12 protein-coding genes are annotated in these 14,726 nt (G+C 64.2%); 2 read left to right on the plus strand and 10 right to left on the minus strand.

From position 1 onward, the window contains the following. Positions 1-716: MFS transporter (locus CWO89_RS29085; RefSeq protein ID WP_130582030.1), on the minus strand; the 716-nt coding region annotated here is incomplete at its 3' end. Positions 717-845: 129 nt separating this feature from the next. On the opposite strand from CWO89_RS29085, the gene CWO89_RS29090 reads away from it, so the two are divergent. Further along, a complete protein-coding gene (locus CWO89_RS29090; protein WP_130582031.1) occupies positions 846-2,105 on the plus strand; it encodes an adenylate/guanylate cyclase domain-containing protein in 1,260 nt (419 codons plus the stop codon). 111 nt (positions 2,106-2,216) lie between these two features. On the opposite strand, the gene CWO89_RS29095 is transcribed toward CWO89_RS29090, so the two are convergent. The 6 genes from CWO89_RS29095 to CWO89_RS29120 form a co-directional block, all read right to left on the minus strand. Continuing rightward, positions 2,217-3,431, minus strand: coding sequence for a Bcr/CflA family efflux MFS transporter (locus tag CWO89_RS29095; protein WP_130582032.1), 1,215 nt, complete (start codon positions 3,429-3,431; stop codon positions 2,217-2,219). Positions 3,432-3,574: 143 nt separating this feature from the next. Beyond that, positions 3,575-4,819, minus strand: a complete 1,245-nt coding sequence (locus tag CWO89_RS29100; RefSeq protein ID WP_130582033.1) for an MFS transporter — start codon at positions 4,817-4,819, stop codon at positions 3,575-3,577. A gap of 137 nt (positions 4,820-4,956) precedes the next feature. Beyond that, the gene (locus CWO89_RS29105; protein WP_130582034.1) at positions 4,957-6,714 is read right to left on the minus strand and encodes a flotillin family protein; all 1,758 of its coding nucleotides are present in this window, start codon (positions 6,712-6,714) and stop codon (positions 4,957-4,959) included. Positions 6,715-6,725: 11 nt separating this feature from the next. Next, positions 6,726-7,385 carry an OB-fold-containig protein gene (locus tag CWO89_RS29110; RefSeq protein WP_130582035.1) on the minus strand — a complete coding sequence of 220 codons (660 nt, stop codon included), beginning with the start codon at positions 7,383-7,385 and terminating at the stop codon, positions 6,726-6,728. Then, positions 7,382-8,512 carry a PspA/IM30 family protein gene (locus tag CWO89_RS29115; protein WP_130582041.1) on the minus strand — a complete coding sequence of 377 codons (1,131 nt, stop codon included), beginning with the start codon at positions 8,510-8,512 and terminating at the stop codon, positions 7,382-7,384. Before CWO89_RS29115 ends, CWO89_RS29110 begins: the two co-directional genes overlap by 4 nt. Positions 8,513-8,815: 303 nt before the next feature. Next, positions 8,816-10,399 (minus strand): porin, encoded by a 1,584-nt coding sequence (locus CWO89_RS29120; RefSeq protein WP_130582036.1) that lies wholly within the window; start codon positions 10,397-10,399, stop codon positions 8,816-8,818. Positions 10,400-10,644: 245 nt separating this feature from the next. Here CWO89_RS29120 and CWO89_RS29125 point away from each other — a divergent pair, with 245 nt between their 5' ends. Beyond that, entirely contained in the window at positions 10,645-12,021 is a 1,377-nt protein-coding gene (locus CWO89_RS29125) for an Nramp family divalent metal transporter (RefSeq protein ID WP_130582037.1), read from the plus strand. Between the two features lie 7 nt (positions 12,022-12,028). On the opposite strand, the gene CWO89_RS29130 is transcribed toward CWO89_RS29125, so the two are convergent. The 3 genes from CWO89_RS29130 to hemB form a co-directional block, all read right to left on the minus strand. Further along, positions 12,029-12,805: an arginyltransferase gene (locus CWO89_RS29130; protein WP_130582038.1), complete on the minus strand. Its 777-nt coding sequence runs from the start codon at positions 12,803-12,805 to the stop codon at positions 12,029-12,031. Positions 12,806-12,893: 88 nt separating this feature from the next. Then, positions 12,894-13,439, minus strand: coding sequence for an RDD family protein (locus CWO89_RS29135; RefSeq protein ID WP_130582039.1), 546 nt, complete (start codon positions 13,437-13,439; stop codon positions 12,894-12,896). Positions 13,440-13,600: 161 nt separating this feature from the next. Then, complete coding sequence (hemB, locus tag CWO89_RS29140; protein ID WP_130582040.1) at positions 13,601-14,662, minus strand: porphobilinogen synthase; 1,062 nt, start codon at positions 14,660-14,662, stop codon at positions 13,601-13,603. Positions 14,663-14,726: the final 64 nt, after the last annotated feature.

Below are 14,726 nucleotides of genomic sequence, written 5' to 3' on the forward strand. Positions count from 1 at the left end.
GTCGCGCCGGCCGCTTCCAGGATGCGCGGGAAGTGCGCCGCCATCGCGCCGGTGACGGTCCAGGCGGTCGCGAACGCAAACGCCAGCAGGATCATCGGCCGGTCGATCGGGATATGCGGCTTCACCGCATTGGCCGCCGCGGCCTTGGCGCCGGGGATTGGCGGCAACATCAGCCAGTTGAGCGGCAGGCCGATCAGAAGATGTGCCGCCGCCCAGGCAAAGCAGGTATCGCGCCAACCGATCGTCTCCAGCCCCCACGCACTCAGCGGCCAGCCGACGGTGGAGGCAAAGCCCGCCATCAGCGTGATGCCCGTGATCGGGCGCCGCGCCGCCTCGCCATAGATGCGCCCGAGCGCGCCGAAGGCGGCATCATAGAGGCCGTACCCCATGCCGACCCCGAGGAAGAGCCAGGCGAGCAGCAGCAGCGGAATGGACTGCGTGAGGCCGAGCAGCACGAGCCCTGCCGCCAGCGTCAGATTGGAGATCGACAGCACGGACCTGCCGCCGACCAGGTCGATCTGGCGGCCGATCCGGGGGCCGAGCAGGGCCGAGAGCACGAGCGAGGCGGAGAAGGCGGCGAAGATCCAGTTGGGCGCGATGCCGAGATCGCTGGCGATGGGATCAGCGAGCACCGCGGGCAGGTAATAGCTCGAGGCCCAGGCGAGCGTCTGGGTGGTGCCGAGCGCCAGAATGATCGGAAGCTGCCGGGCGCTCATCGGTCCGTCGCGTTTCTGTCTTGCCTCGTTGTTCCCGCATTTGCCGCTGCCGCGGAAGTGTCGTCAAGTCGCGCCCGAGGAGCGCCGACCGATCTTTCGCGCGACATGATTGCCCGGCATAATCCGCGTATGGAACTCACACCCCGCCTGCGCCTGATGAACTGGCTGGTCAGACAGGGTCTGACGGGCCTGCCCGAAAACGACCTGCTGCGCGGCTTCTGCGAACGCTGCCGCGCGGCCGGAATGCCGCTGTCGCGCGCCATCGTCTTCATCGACACGCTGCACCCGATCTTCGAAGGCCGCGGATTCCGCTGGAACGACAGCGAGACCAACGAAAGCGATGCTTTCGAATACGGCTCGACCAGCAGCGGCGATGCCAGCCAGACCTGGCGGCGCTCGACCTTCTACCACATGCTGGAAAGCGGGCAGGACGAGATGGCGATCGACCTGGCCGATTGCGCCACGCTCGATTTCTCGATGATCAACGAACTCGCGGAAAAGGGCCACAAGCATTTCATCTCCTTCGTGCACCGGTTCGGCGAAGCCGGCACGATCGGCGAGATGGACTGCTTCTACTCCTACTGGACCACCCGCCAGTCCGAGGGGTTCGGCGAGCATCACATGGCGGCGCTGCGCGACTTGGTGCCGGTCCTTGGGTTGGCGGTGAAATCAGCAGCGCAGGTCGACATCGCACGCACCTTGGGGCGGGTCTATCTGGGGCGCGAGACCGCCGAGCAGGTGATGCGCGGCCGCATCTCGCGCGGCGTCACCGAGCGCATCAAGGCAGTGTTGTGGTATTCGGACGTTCGCGGCTCGACCGCGATCAGCGAGCGCATCGGGCCGGACGAGATCATCCCGTTCCTCAACGATTATGCCCAGGCTTCCATCGACGCGATCCACGATGCCGGCGGCGAGGTGCTGAAGCTGATCGGCGACGGCGTGCTGGCAATGTTCACGCAGGAGAACATGGCGATCGCCAAGCGCGCCGCGCTCCGCGCCGAGCACCGCTTCCGCCGCAATTTGAATGCGCTCAACGCCCGCCGTGCCGGCGAGGGACGGCCGACCACCTCAGCCTATGTCGGCTTGCATGTGGGCGAGGTGTTCTATGGCAATATCGGCAGCGAGGACCGGCTCGATTTCACCGTGGTAGGGCCCGCGGTCAATGAGGTCAGCCGGATCGCTTCGATGTGCAGCTCGGTCGACCGGGAGCTGCTGACTTCGCAGGCCTTCCGGAATGGCCTGGATGGGGCAGGGCGGAACTATCTGGTTTCGACCGGCCGCTTCGCCTTGCGCGGCATCAGCCGGGCGCAGAATCTCTATACGCTCGATCCAGACATTGCAGCGGACGAGGTGGTGGCCGGAAAGTACGAGCGCTACCTCGCGAGCTAGCTCCGCCTTATCTGTAGCCCGGGTGAAGCGCCAGCGTACCCCGGGGACGGCCGCAAACGCGGACGCAGATGTCCCGGGTTGCGCTCCGCTCCACCCGGGCTACGCGCTGGCCTACTTTGTGCGCAGCGCGTACAGGACGACCGCTATCAGTGAGAAAGCGGTCAGCACCACGCCGAGCCCGAACATCGCCTCGTGCGGCACGGTCGCAGCGAGCCATACCCCGATCGCCGCGCTCATCATCTGCCAGAAGCCGAGTAGCGCGGAAGCCGCACCCGCCTTTTCGCCGAAGGGCGAGAGCGCCTGCGCGACGCCGAGTGGGTTGACGATGCCCATGCCGAGCAGGAACACGCTCATCGCAGTCAGGAACGGCAGGAAGCTCGGGGTGAAGAGCGAGACGAAGAGCATGGCAGCCCCGCCGATGGCTGCTGCCAATAGCGCGCCCTTGATCGAGCGGTCGAGGCCAAAGCGCGGCGCAAGCCTTGTCGCGAGCCAGCCGGAGGCGAATACAATCAGCACGGTGCCGGCGAAGAACAGGCCGAGCTCGATCGGTGAGAAATGCAGCGCCTCGATCAAGATCCGGGGCGCGGCCGAGAACATCGCAAACAGACCTCCCATAATCAGGCTGACGGTTGCCGTTGGCACAACGAAGCGGCGATCTGCGATCAGACCGAGATAGGTGCGCGTGATGGCGAAGGGGTTGAGCGCAATCCGCGTCGAGTGGTGGGTCTCTCCGAGTGTGGCGCCATAAGCGAGCGCGCCAAGCGCCGCAAACGCCGCGACGAGCACGAATTCCGAGCGCCAGCCGAAATAGTGATCGAGCGCGCCGCCGAGCAGCGGCGAGAAACCCGGCGCCGCCGCCATCGCGATCATGATCAGCGCCATCGCGCGCGCCAAGGCGGCGCCGGTGAACAGGTCGCGGGCAATGGCGCGCGACAGCACCGACGTTGCGCAGGCGCCGGCGGCCTGGACGACGCGGCCGATTAAGAGGTTCGGGAGGTCTTCTGCAAGGCTGCACCAGACGCTGCCGGCAAAGAATACCGCGAAACCGATCAGGACCGGCCAGCGACGGCCGAAGCGATCCGAGATCGGACCGACCACGAGCTGGCCGAGCGCGAACATGGCGAGAAAGATCGTGATGGCCGACGTGACGGCCGCGGTCGTCACGTTCAGCGAGGCCGCCATCTGCGGCAGCGACGGCAGCAGGATGTTGGTGGCCAGCGTGCCGGTCGCCGCAAGCGCGGCCAGAACCGCGATCTGCAGCACGCCGGAGGAGGATCGGGGGCGAGATGCGGCGGCAGCATCAAGGGTTGCAGTCTGGTCAGTCATGGTGTTCCCGCTCGGATATTGAATGACATGTATCATACAAAGCGGGAAAGACCAGCCACTAATTTTGCCGTCATGGCCGGACATCCGGTCATGACGTAAAACATTCTCTAATCGTGGATGAGGTCAGTTGAGTCCTTCTCTCATCAACACGCCGCCGGTTCGCTGACCATGTCGGGCTGCCTGACGAGCGAGACCGCGGGCGACAGCAGGATCACCAGCGCCTGTCCGCCGAAGATTGCCGCGGCAAGGTAGAGGCAGGTCTCCGCGCCGAAAAGCCCGCCGACGATCGCGCCCAGTGCGGAGCCGAGCGGGCGCGCGCCGTAGCTTATGATGTTGATGGCGGAGACACGGCCGAGCAGCGAAGGCGGCGTCACCGATTGCCGGAGCGTTGTCGTCGAGATCACCCACAGGATCGGGCCGACACCGAGCAGGAAGAAGCTCAGGCCCGCAAGCAGCGGCGTAGGGACGATCGTCGTCAGCGCCATGATGGTGGAGGCGATGAAGCCCGTCACCGGGCCGAGCCCGATCACCGTGCCGAACGCAAGGCGCCGCATCACCCGCGTCGCCGCAAGCGCGCCGACCACCATGCCGACGCCGTACATCGCGAGCGTGGTGCCGACGCCGATTGCGGAGAGGCCGAGATGCCTGACGGCATAGGGCACGAACACCGCGAGCAACAGGAAGGAGGCAGTGTTGAAGATGAACTGGGTGATGAAGACCGGCCGCAGCAGCTCATGACGGAACACGAACACGGCGCCTTCCTTGATCTCCAGCAGCGGATGTCGACGCGGCGCCGGCGCGCGGGCCGGCTCGTGGATACCGGCCAGCAGCACCACGGCGATCACCGAAAGCGCGGCGGCAAATCCGAAGGCGGGCGCGGCACCGACCCATCCGACCAGCACGCCGCCGAGCGCAGGCCCGCTGGCGAAAGCGACAGTGCGGGCCAGTTCGATCCGCGCATTCGCCGTCGGCAACTGATCCGGCGTCACCAGCGACGGGACCAGCGCAGGCGCGGCCACGCTGTAGGCAACCGTCCCGCACACGGCGATGAAGCCGAGCACCGAAAGCAGCGGCAGCGTCAACAGGCCGAGCAAGATCAGGAGCAGTGTTGCGGCAAGTGCCGCCGCACGCAACGCCTCGGAACCCGCCATCAGGACGCGCCGCGAGAAGCGGTCGGCGAGCAGGCCTGCGGGGATCGCAAACAGGATGAAGGGCAGCGTCAGTGCGGTCTGCAGCAGGCCGGTCTGGCCCTCGCCGACGCCGAGCAGGAGCACCGCTACGATGGGAGCAGCGGCCAGCGCGATCTGCTCAGCCGACTGTGCGGCGAGGTTCGACCAGGCCAGACGGCCGAAGGTCGGCGGCAGGTGAGGGGTCTTGAGGGCGGACATGGCAGACTTCCGTCGAAGTTTTGAGTCCGCCAAAGTGTGTGGTTTGAGCTTCTCCGATCCCACCCGTTTCCCGACAAGCAGGAGGCCCGCCGTGGGGGGAACACGGCGGGCCATTGGATGCGATGGATGGTTCGGGACTATGCCCTCGTTTCCGCCGCCGGCTTGCTCAACGCCGCGGCTGGCGCCGCGATCGCCGCGCCGTTGGTTGCCGCTGGCACTTCCTCGGCGGCGCCCACGTCCGCCTTCCGCTGTGCCAACGCGCTGGTGAGGCTGGTCAGCGCATCCGGTTCCGTCGGGAAACCGGCCTCGCTCAGGATCTTGTCGATCATCGGCTTGAAGGCGGAGACCGACAGCAACTGCGCGGCGAGGCCGTCGCCCAATCCTATCCCGCCATTGCCATTCAAATGGCCATTGCCGCCGCGGCCGAGCATGCCGCCGGTGTCGAAGATCCGGATGTCGGAGATCTTCTCGACCGGCTTGACGGCCTCCGCAAGCGCGTTCGGGATGACGTTGATGCGCGCGAGATTGAGGTCGTACTCGATGATCGCCGCGCTCAATCTGTTGCGCGCTTCGGTCTTCAAGGTCGCGACTTCCGCTTCGGCCTGGCCGAGCGCCCTGACGCCGGCGGCACGGGTGGTGGCGGCATTGGCATCGGCCTGGGCGAGCACGTTGGTGGCTTCCGCCTTGTTGTCGGCGGCCTGCCGTTCGGCTTGTGCCATGACCGTGATCGGCATCGCCTCGGTCTCGGCCACCTTGCGCGCCGCGATCACATTGATGATGCGGTCGCGTTCGGCGATTTCGGTGGCTCGGGCGGTCGTGACCTTTTCCTCCGCGGCGATCGCAAGCGCGCGCGCAGTTTCGGCAATGGTTTGCGCTTCCGACTGGTCCTTGCTCTTGTCGGCGACCAGGATCGCCGCTTCTTGCGCGACGATCTCGAGTTCACGATCAGCTTCGGTGGTGCGCCGCTTGACCGCGAGATCGGCTTCGATCTTCCGGGTGTCGCGGGCCTGGTTGGCCTCGGTCTGCTTGTTGGCGACCGCGAGTTCCTGCTGGATGCGGTATTCGGCTTCCTTCTGCAGGGCAGTCTGCTCGGCTTGCGCCGTCTCCGCGCGCATCGAGGCAGTCTTGTTGGCGATGTCGCGCTGCTGGGCCAACTCCGCCTCGCGCTTGGTCAGCTCGATCGTCAGCGTGGTCTGGCGCGCGACCAGATCCTGCTGGGCGATATTCACTTCTGTATTGCGGATGATCTGGTTGCGTTCCTGCTCACGCTGCTTGGTGATGTTGGTCAGCGTGGTGAGACCGTGGGCATCGAAGAAGTTGCTCGGGTTGAAATGCTTGATGTCACTCTGGTCGAGCCTTGTCAGCGACACCGATTCAAGCTCGAGGCCGTTGTTCTCGATATCGGCGCCGACCGCATCCTGCACCGACTTGACGAATTTCGCTCGCTGCTCCTGCAGCTCTTCGAGATTCATGGTCGCAGCGACCGAGCGGAGGCCGTCGACGAATTTGGCCTCGATCAATTCGCGCAGTTCGACGGCGTTGTTGGTGCGGCTGCCCAGCGTCTGCGCCGCGAGCGCGATCGAAGAAGTGTCGGGTTTGACGCGCAGATAGAACTCCGCACCGATATCGACGCGCATGCGGTCCTTGGTGATCAGGGAATCCGGGCCGCCGCGCACGACTTCGAGCCGGAGCGTCTTCAGGTTGACCGCCGCCGTCGAGTGGAAGATCGGGAGAACGACCGAGCCGCCGTCGAGCACGACCTTCTGGCCGCCGAGCCCGGTCCGCACATACGCTTCATCCCGCGTCGACCGTTTGTAGAGTTTGGCGAACATCAACCCGATGACGAGGATGGCGAGGACGCCAATGACGACGGGTACAGCAAGTTCCCACATGATTATGCCCTGTATTATGCTTTGCTGGATGATGCTTGTTGTTCAATCAAGTCGGCGGGTGCGGCAATTGCGATAAAGCTCTTGGCGTCACGGTCGACCAGCAAGACAGCGGCGCCGACCGGCAACGCCTCGGAATCGCTCGCGGCACGCGCCGACACGGTATGCCAATTGCCGAAGACATCCTTGAGACGGACGCGACCGGGAAGTCCTTGATCCAAAGGACCGACGGTCACGGTGGCGACCTTGCCGACAAAGTCGCTATCGCTCACCGCATAGGTCTCGTCCCGCGGGATGATGCGGGCGAGACCGCGACTTGTGGTTCTGATCAGAGGAACGCTGGCGGCCGCGGCCGCTAGTGCAGCGATCGAAACCGGCAGGGCGGTGCCCACGCTGTGAGCGAGGCCCTGGATCAAAAATCCTCCGATAGCGAAGATGCCGAGCGCCAGGATGATCAGGATCAGGAGAGGCAGTCGGCCTGCATTGATCCAGAGAAACAGCCCGTTGAGGCCGTTGTTGTCGGCATCGATGGAAAAATCCTTGCCGAGGAATTCGCTGATTGAAAATCCGATCATGGTAGTGAGCAGCTCAATACCGCCCAAGGCCACCATGATTGCTGCCGCGACCGCGAAGGGCCGTACGTCGGAGGCGAGCAGAATGTCGCCAATTGCACTCATTGTTGCGACTTGATCCTTTCAAGCCGCGCCGCGATTTCCTTCTCGCGGTGCAGTCTGTCAAGCTCGTCGAGTTCTTTGTCGGCGAAGACGCTGGAGGCAGGCACACCCGTCACCCGCGCGATCGCCGCCATGGCCCGATCGGGACTCACAGTTTTGGTCGCGGCTGAAGCCCGTCCGGTTTCATGCACCGCTTGCTGCGCGAGACTTTTCTCGAGATCGGCAAGCCGGGCTTCGGCTTCGCGTCGTGCCGCAAGCATCGCCTGTAACGCCTTGGTCTGTTCGTCGATTTCGAGCTCGACGAAATCCATCGCGCGTTCGAGTGCAATGCCCTGGGACTCAAGATCAATTTGTCGTGCAACGCCGGCGCGCGCGAGATCTTCGCGACCCTCGGTGAGCGCCAGACGCACTTTTTCGTTCAGGCTTGCGACTTCGGCGTCGAGTTCTTCGCGCCGCTGCTTGAGGCGGAATTCTTCGGCGCGCGATTTGCCGAGCGCATGGCGCGCCTCGTCAGCGCCGGCGTCGATCTCGCGGATCGCCTGTTTCACGAGGGCGACCTTGTTGCTGTTTTCCGCGTTGTCGAGCGTCTGGCTGGCGATGGCCGCCAGCAACCGTCCCATGCGTGCAAGGATACCTTCGTGAACCATCGTCTTCTCCTCCGGTGGTGTTGATTTCGATTTGACGGCGATGTGGATTTCGTAAGTCCTGCCGTCCGAGACCAAGTGAGCCGGGAAGGGGCTTTCCCAGCCGGCAAGATATCCCGGCACTTCGAATGGGACCAAGACGCGTCCTTTGACAGTGCTAACGGTGAGTGAAGTTGGTCCCTTGATCGAGAACAACTTCTCGTCGAGCGGAATGCGACGCACGGTCGCGCCCGGCACGTAGTTGGCGCGGTCGCGCAAGCCGAGCGTGACGAGGCGCGCCGGTAGATCGGTCTCCTTCCGGATCCTTTCGTAGGCCTGGGCATGAAGAGCGACCAGATTGGCGCCGACAGGGGCAACCTCGGCGAGAATCGCCATCATCCGGTCATAGGCGGCGAACGTCGCCTCGATCGCAGCGATGCCCGCTTCATCGGGTGCGAGCGCATAGCGCAGGGTCGCCGTCGGTGTTTCCGGGAGCAATTTGATCATGTCAAACAGTAAAGCACTTCCTGAGTGCTTTACAAGATGCGAGGGTCGCATTTCGGCCTCGGCGTAGTTGCGAATGAATCGCAACAACAAGGCCGATTCCGGCATTCTGGCGTTATGGAGGTCCGATCAGCGGTCTCACCCTCGACGCCCGCCAAAAATGCGAAGCGCCACTCGGGGTAATGCGCCGATGCGTGAGATGAAGGCGGTGGTCGGAAAGCGTTGTTCACGGCAGGCGACGCGACGGCCGGTATCAGTTCACCATTGGCCGCCACGATCAGCAGGCTAAGCTTCGATGCAAGCCCGTCAGAAGTTGCGCTGGGCGCGAAGCTGCAGTTGGAACGTGTCCTGATCGCTGAACTCGTAGCGCGCGGTAGGCTTGGGGGCCGAAGCTCCAAGGACCGCGGAGCCCTGGAATTTCTGGTCAAGGTGGAACCACATGAATTCGGCGGAGAAGGTCAGGTTCTTGACCGGGGTCCAGCGGGTGATGAGACCAAGCTGCGACAAGTTGAAGTCGGGGTTGCAGACGTAGTCCGCACTGACGGCTTTGCCGGGCGTGGTGTAGTTCGCGCAAATGAAGGCCTTGGCCGCGCCGTCATAGCGGACGCCCACATACGAGCCGAAGAGGCTCGACGACCAATATGGGTCCCAGTTGTGGTTGAATGCACCGCGAACGCCAAAGGCCTCCGTCAGATGCAGCGAGCCGTCGCCGCCGGCTGCGACCGGCAGATAGACGGCGTCGGTCGTCGCACCGAATCCGATGCTCTGATAAGCGCCAAAAGTGCTGGAGCTGCCGAACATGGCAAAGCTCGGCGAGGTTGAAGCCGACGAGATAACGTACTTCGTCGCTCCCTTGGAATAGCTCACGTCCATCTTGATGTCGTCGCCGGGACCGGTCGGGATGTTCTTGATCTGCAACGCCGCCATCACCGCGCCGCCCCATGAGGTGTCGGGATGTCCGGAAAGCTCGGATGCTCCGGTCGGCGCCGCGCCTGGCAGGCCGACGGCGCCCGCTGGCGCTCCAAGGGCGTTCAGGACATTGTAGGAGGCGTTGACCTCATGCGCCGCGGCGGAAATCTGGAACAGACCCCAAGCCTGGTCGACGCGGATGTTGCCGACCACCTCGGGCGCTTGGACGCCGGCGTAAGCGTTGCCCGTGTTCAGCGTGGCGTTCAGCGGCAGCGACAGGTTGTAAACCGCGGTGCGGTCCCATACCGTTGGATCGTCGAGGCCGATGGTGCCGGTCACTCCGTTGCCGAAATCCGCAGTGTATTGGATATTGTTGACGCCGGTATCATTGTTCTGGCCGCCGAGCAGGAAGTCCGTGATGTTGCCGGGGAAACCCTGCCAAGGCGAGGAGTAGGCAGACGCCGACTGACCGAAGGTGAAGCCTGCGAACTGGATAAAGAGGAACTGGATGGTAGTAACGCCGCCGCCGGGAGTGTCGAGCAGCTGCGAGTTTGCGACCGGCAGCGAGCCGTTGATCGAATTCGGGTTGAAGGTGTTGTTGCCGAGCGTAGAGAACTGAAACCGGCCCTGCCCGAAGGTACGGACTACGCCATAGTCGGTGGCGGTGCGGGTGTCGATTGACAACAGCATACGGGAGCGGGCGGCGAAGTAGTCGAAGTAGCGGTTATGTTGTCCTGCGTCGCCGTTCCAGGCCGGCGAGCCCTGCACACCGCCATTGAATGTGGTGTCGACCCGGAGATAGCCACCGATCTTCATGCAGGTGTCGGTACCGGGGATGAAGAAGAAGCCTGGGCCGTAAGCCGAGCAGATCTTCACATATTCGACGGGCTTCGCCTTGATCGGAAGATCGGCCGCATGCGCACCGCTGGCTGCCATCAGCCCCGCGGCGGTGCCGAGGATCAAGGTTCTCATTGTCGCCATTGCTGGCCTCCACTGTGAACTGCACGCCCCATACCCACCCGGCGAGCCCTAGCGCGAGACTTTATGTCGCAGTGTGACGGTCGCATTACATGAGCAGGTTCGCGCGGTAGTGTGACTTTACCGCAACGCAGCAAGCACTCGCCCGAGGCTGCGGCTGCGGCGACCGGCGGATGTGGCCTCATCGACTTCCCAGATGCAGTTGCAAATGAGTTGCAACAAAAAATGTTTTCCGGCATTGTGGCATCATGGATGCCCGATCGCCCCGACTGATCCCCGACACCGTAACGCAGGTGCTGCCGACCTCAACCGGATGGCGCGCCGATGCGCCGGATACCCGAAGCCTCCCCGAGGTGAACTCGACGGTCGAGATTCCGACGGCGGGCCGGTGGTGGCGCCGGCTGCTTGCCTTTGCCGGACCGGGCTATCTCGTGTCGGTCGGCTATATGGATCCCGGCAATTGGGCGACCGACCTCGCGGGTGGCTCGAAGTTCGGCTACACGCTGCTTTCGGTCATCCTGCTGTCCAACCTGATGGCGATCCTGCTGCAGGCGCTCGCGGCCCGGCTCGGCATCGTCACTGACCGCGACCTGGCGCAGGCCTGCCGGGCGACCTATTCGCGCCCGGTGAACTTCCTGCTGTGGATCGCCTGCGAAGCCGCGATCATCGCCTGCGACCTAGCGGAGGTGATCGGTACCGCGATCGCGCTGAAGCTCCTGTTCGGCATGCCCCTGATCGGCGGCGCGCTGATCGCCGCGCTCGACGCCTTTCTGCTGCTGCTCCTGATGAACCGCGGCTTCCGCTTCCTGGAAGCCTTCGTGATCGCGCTTCTGATCGTGATCGCGACCTGCTTCGCGATCCAGGTCTCCGCCGCGGCGCCGCCGGTGGCCGCGATGCTGCGCGGCTTTGCGCCGTCGAGCGAGATCTTCACCAATCCCGAGATGCTCTACATCGCGATCGGCATCATCGGCGCGACCGTGATGCCGCATAATCTGTATCTGCATTCGTCGATCGTGCAGACCCGCGCCTATGAGCGCAGCGAAGAGGGGCGGCGGGACGCGATCAAATGGGCGACGACCGACTCCACGATCGCGCTGATGCTGGCGCTGTTCATCAATGCCGCGATCCTGGTGGTCGCGGCCGCGACCTTCCACCGGAGCGGCCATTCCGATGTCGCCGAGATCGGCCAGGCCTTCGAGCTGCTGTCCCCGCTGCTTGGCCTCAGCATCGCCTCGACGCTGTTCGCGGTGGCGCTGCTCGCCTCCGGCCTCAACTCGACGGTGACGGCGACGCTCGCTGGCCAGATCGTGATGGAAGGCTTCCTCAGCCTGCGGCTGCCGAGCTGGGCGCGGCGGCTGCTGACGCGGGGTATCGCGATCGTGCCGGTCGTGGCCGTCACCGCGCTTTATGGCGAGCGCGGCACCGCCGAGCTCCTGGTGTTCAGCCAGGTTATCCTCTCGATGCAGCTTCCGTTTGCGGTCATTCCGCTGGTGCGGTTCGTGTCCGACCGGCGCAAGATGGGTAAGTTCGCGATATCGATGCCGGTTGCTGCGGTCGCCTGGCTGGTGGCGAGCGTTATCGTCATCCTGAACGTGAAGCTGCTGTTCGATACCTTCTTCGGCTGAGCGCCGGTCAATCCTGCGGCTCTGACGCCATGTCGCCGGCCGCGTCGACCCGGAGCCAGCCGCTCGGCGCGAGGCGCTGCTGCGGCAGGAAGCGCGCCTTGTAGTCCATCTTCTTGGAGCCCTCGATCCAATAACCGAGATAGACGTAGGGCAGTCCGAGCCGGCGCGCGCGGGCGATGTGATCCAGGATCATGAAGGTGCCGAGCGAGCGGTTCTCGAACGAGGGCTCGAAGAAGGAATAGACCATCGACAGGCCGTCGCTCAGCACATCCGTCAGCGCCACCGCGATCAGTTCCTCGCCGCGACCGGTGATGCCGCTGTCGATGCCGCGCTTGCGATACTCGATGATCCGGGTCTCGACATGGCTGTCCTCAACCATCATCGCGTAGTCGAGCACGGTCATGTCAGCCATGCCGCCGTGGCGGTGGCGCCGGTCGAGATAGGCGCGGAACACGGAATATTGTTCGGAGGTCGGCACTGCGGAGCGCTGCTCGCCGACCAAGTCGGCATTGCGGGCCATGACCTTGCGGAAGCTGCGCGAGGGCCGGAACTCGTTGGCGATCACGCGCACCGAAACGCAGGCGCGGCACTGGTCGCAGGCCGGCCGGTAGGCGATGGACTGGCTGCGACGGAACCCGCCATGGGTGAGCAGATCGTTGAGATCGCCCGCTTTGTCGCCGACCAGATGCGTGAACACCTTGCGCTCATGGCGACCTGGCAAATAGGGGCAGGGCGACGGCGCCGTCAGGTAAAACTGCGGAGTATCACGCGAATGCTGGGTCACGACGGGTCGTCAGGCCTCCGAAACAGCCCCCCAGCATCGCGCCCCGGAGGCTAGCGGTCAATCACCTTGCTGGGCTCAATTGGCTGGCTCAATAAGTGTGCGCTGCGGATGCCGCGTGAGCGCGGGCCGAGCTGTTGATGATAACGGTTCCGAGCACGATGTCGTGCAGCAAACGCCGCCGGCTGTTGAAGAGGCCGAATAGCAGCACAAGCGGCGAGAGGAACGAGACCGACAACCAGAACAGCACCGCATGCATGGCGCCGAGCACGAAATAGCCTGGTGCCCCGTACCAGGTGCGCAACTCCAGATCCATCACCCGCATGCCGACGGTTGCCGAAGAGGCACCGCCGATCGACGCGCCGTAATAGACGACCGCCCAGACGATCGTGGCCGGCCACGCCAGCCAGAACAGCGCCCAACCGAGGCCAAGGGTGATCAGGCCGAAGACGGCAATGAAAAGATACCCAAGGATGACGGGGACCGAAAGCACAACCAGGTCGATGAGGAAGGCAAATACCCGCCGGGTCAGCACGCCGCGGAACAGTTCCGGCTCCAATCGCGGATCGAACGCATGCGGCGGCACGCCGCCGTCGTTACGCCAGGCACCGTAGTTACCCGAACCGCCGTAAGACATAATCTCCCTCCGACTGGGACTATCCCGGGCAGGACATGGGAACGGGCTGCCCGGGTGCCAAGGTCCGGAACCCCAGCAAGCGCAAATTATCGGCGATTCGGAGGCTATGGCGAGTAGGGAGTGGCGAATAGGGAAATCCTCCATTCGCTACTCGCCATTCGCTATTCGCGCTCCCTCAGCTTTTCCGCGGCTTGCGGTGCAAAATACGTCAGGATGCCGTCGGCGCCGGCGCGCTTGAAGCCGACCAGGCTCTCCATCATCGCGCGCTCGCCGTCGATCCAGCCATTGCGCGCGGCGCCCGCGATCATCGCGTATTCGCCTGATACTTGGTAGACGAAGGTCGGCATCGCAAACGTGTCCTTCACCCGGCGCACGATGTCGAGATAGGGCATGCCGGGCTTCACCATCACCATATCGGCGCCTTCAGCGATATCGAGCTCGACCTCGCGCAGGGCCTCGTCCGAATTGGCGCTGTCCATCTGGTAGGTGCGCTTGTCACCGGTCAGCGTCTTGGCCGAGCCGATGGCGTCGCGGAACGGTCCGTAGAAGGCGGAGGCGTATTTCGCCGCATAAGCCATGATCTGGACGTCGCCAAAACCCTCGGCGTCGAGCGCCTCGCGGATCGCGCCGACGCGCCCGTCCATCATATCAGACGGCGCGATGATATCGCAGCCGGCCTCGGCCTGCACCAGCGCCTGCTTCACCAGCACCGCGACCGTCTCGTCGTTGAGTATCTTGCCGTCTTCAATCAGCCCGTCATGGCCATGGCTGGTGAAGGGATCGAGCGCGACGTCGCAGAGCACGCCGATGTCGGGGAATTCCTTCTTGATCGCGCGGACCGACTGGCAGACGAGATTGTCGGGATTGAGTGCCTCCGAGCCCTGCTCGTCGCGGAGCGACGGCTCGGTGTAGGGAAACAGCGCGATGCAGGGGATATTGAGCTTGGCCGCGCGCTCGGCGTCGCGCACCGCCTGGTCGACACTTAGTCTATCCACGCCCGGCATCGAGGCGACCGGGGTGCGGACATTGTGGCCGTTAACGACGAACAGGGGCCAGATCAGGTCGTCCGTGGTCAGCACGTTTTCGCGCACCAGCCGCCTGGCCCATTCCGCCTTGCGGTTGCGGCGGGGCCGTATGGTCAAATCCAGCGGCGGGGAGGCGAGGGCGGTCCGCCGCTTTGGCGCATCGCGCAGTTCGATCGGGCGCCCGAATTTGATCGCCATGGGCTTGTTCTCCTGAAGTCGGCAGGCGGATTTCGATTTGATCTAATTCTAGTACCCACTTTTC

Origin of the sequence: Bradyrhizobium sp. Leo170 (genome assembly GCF_004296405.1) — a bacterium.
In the GTDB taxonomy this organism is placed as follows: Bacteria; Pseudomonadota; Alphaproteobacteria; order Rhizobiales; family Xanthobacteraceae; genus Bradyrhizobium.

Excerpts from the sequence above, each read along its gene's own strand:
- CWO89_RS29090 (WP_130582031.1), top strand. The coding sequence starts at position 846 with ATGGAACTCACACCCCGCCTGCGCCTGATGAACTGGCTGGTCAGACAG.
- CWO89_RS29095 (WP_130582032.1), bottom strand. The coding sequence starts at position 3,431 with ATGACTGACCAGACTGCAACCCTTGATGCTGCCGCCGCATCTCGCCCC.
- CWO89_RS29100 (WP_130582033.1), bottom strand. The coding sequence starts at position 4,819 with ATGTCCGCCCTCAAGACCCCTCACCTGCCGCCGACCTTCGGCCGTCTG.
- CWO89_RS29110 (WP_130582035.1), bottom strand. The coding sequence starts at position 7,385 with ATGAGTGCAATTGGCGACATTCTGCTCGCCTCCGACGTACGGCCCTTC.
- CWO89_RS29115 (WP_130582041.1), bottom strand. The coding sequence starts at position 8,512 with ATGATCAAATTGCTCCCGGAAACACCGACGGCGACCCTGCGCTATGCG.
- CWO89_RS29120 (WP_130582036.1), bottom strand. The coding sequence starts at position 10,399 with ATGGCGACAATGAGAACCTTGATCCTCGGCACCGCCGCGGGGCTGATG.
- CWO89_RS29125 (WP_130582037.1), top strand. The coding sequence starts at position 10,645 with ATGGATGCCCGATCGCCCCGACTGATCCCCGACACCGTAACGCAGGTG.
- CWO89_RS29135 (WP_130582039.1), bottom strand. The coding sequence starts at position 13,439 with ATGTCTTACGGCGGTTCGGGTAACTACGGTGCCTGGCGTAACGACGGC.
- hemB (WP_130582040.1), bottom strand. The coding sequence starts at position 14,662 with ATGGCGATCAAATTCGGGCGCCCGATCGAACTGCGCGATGCGCCAAAG.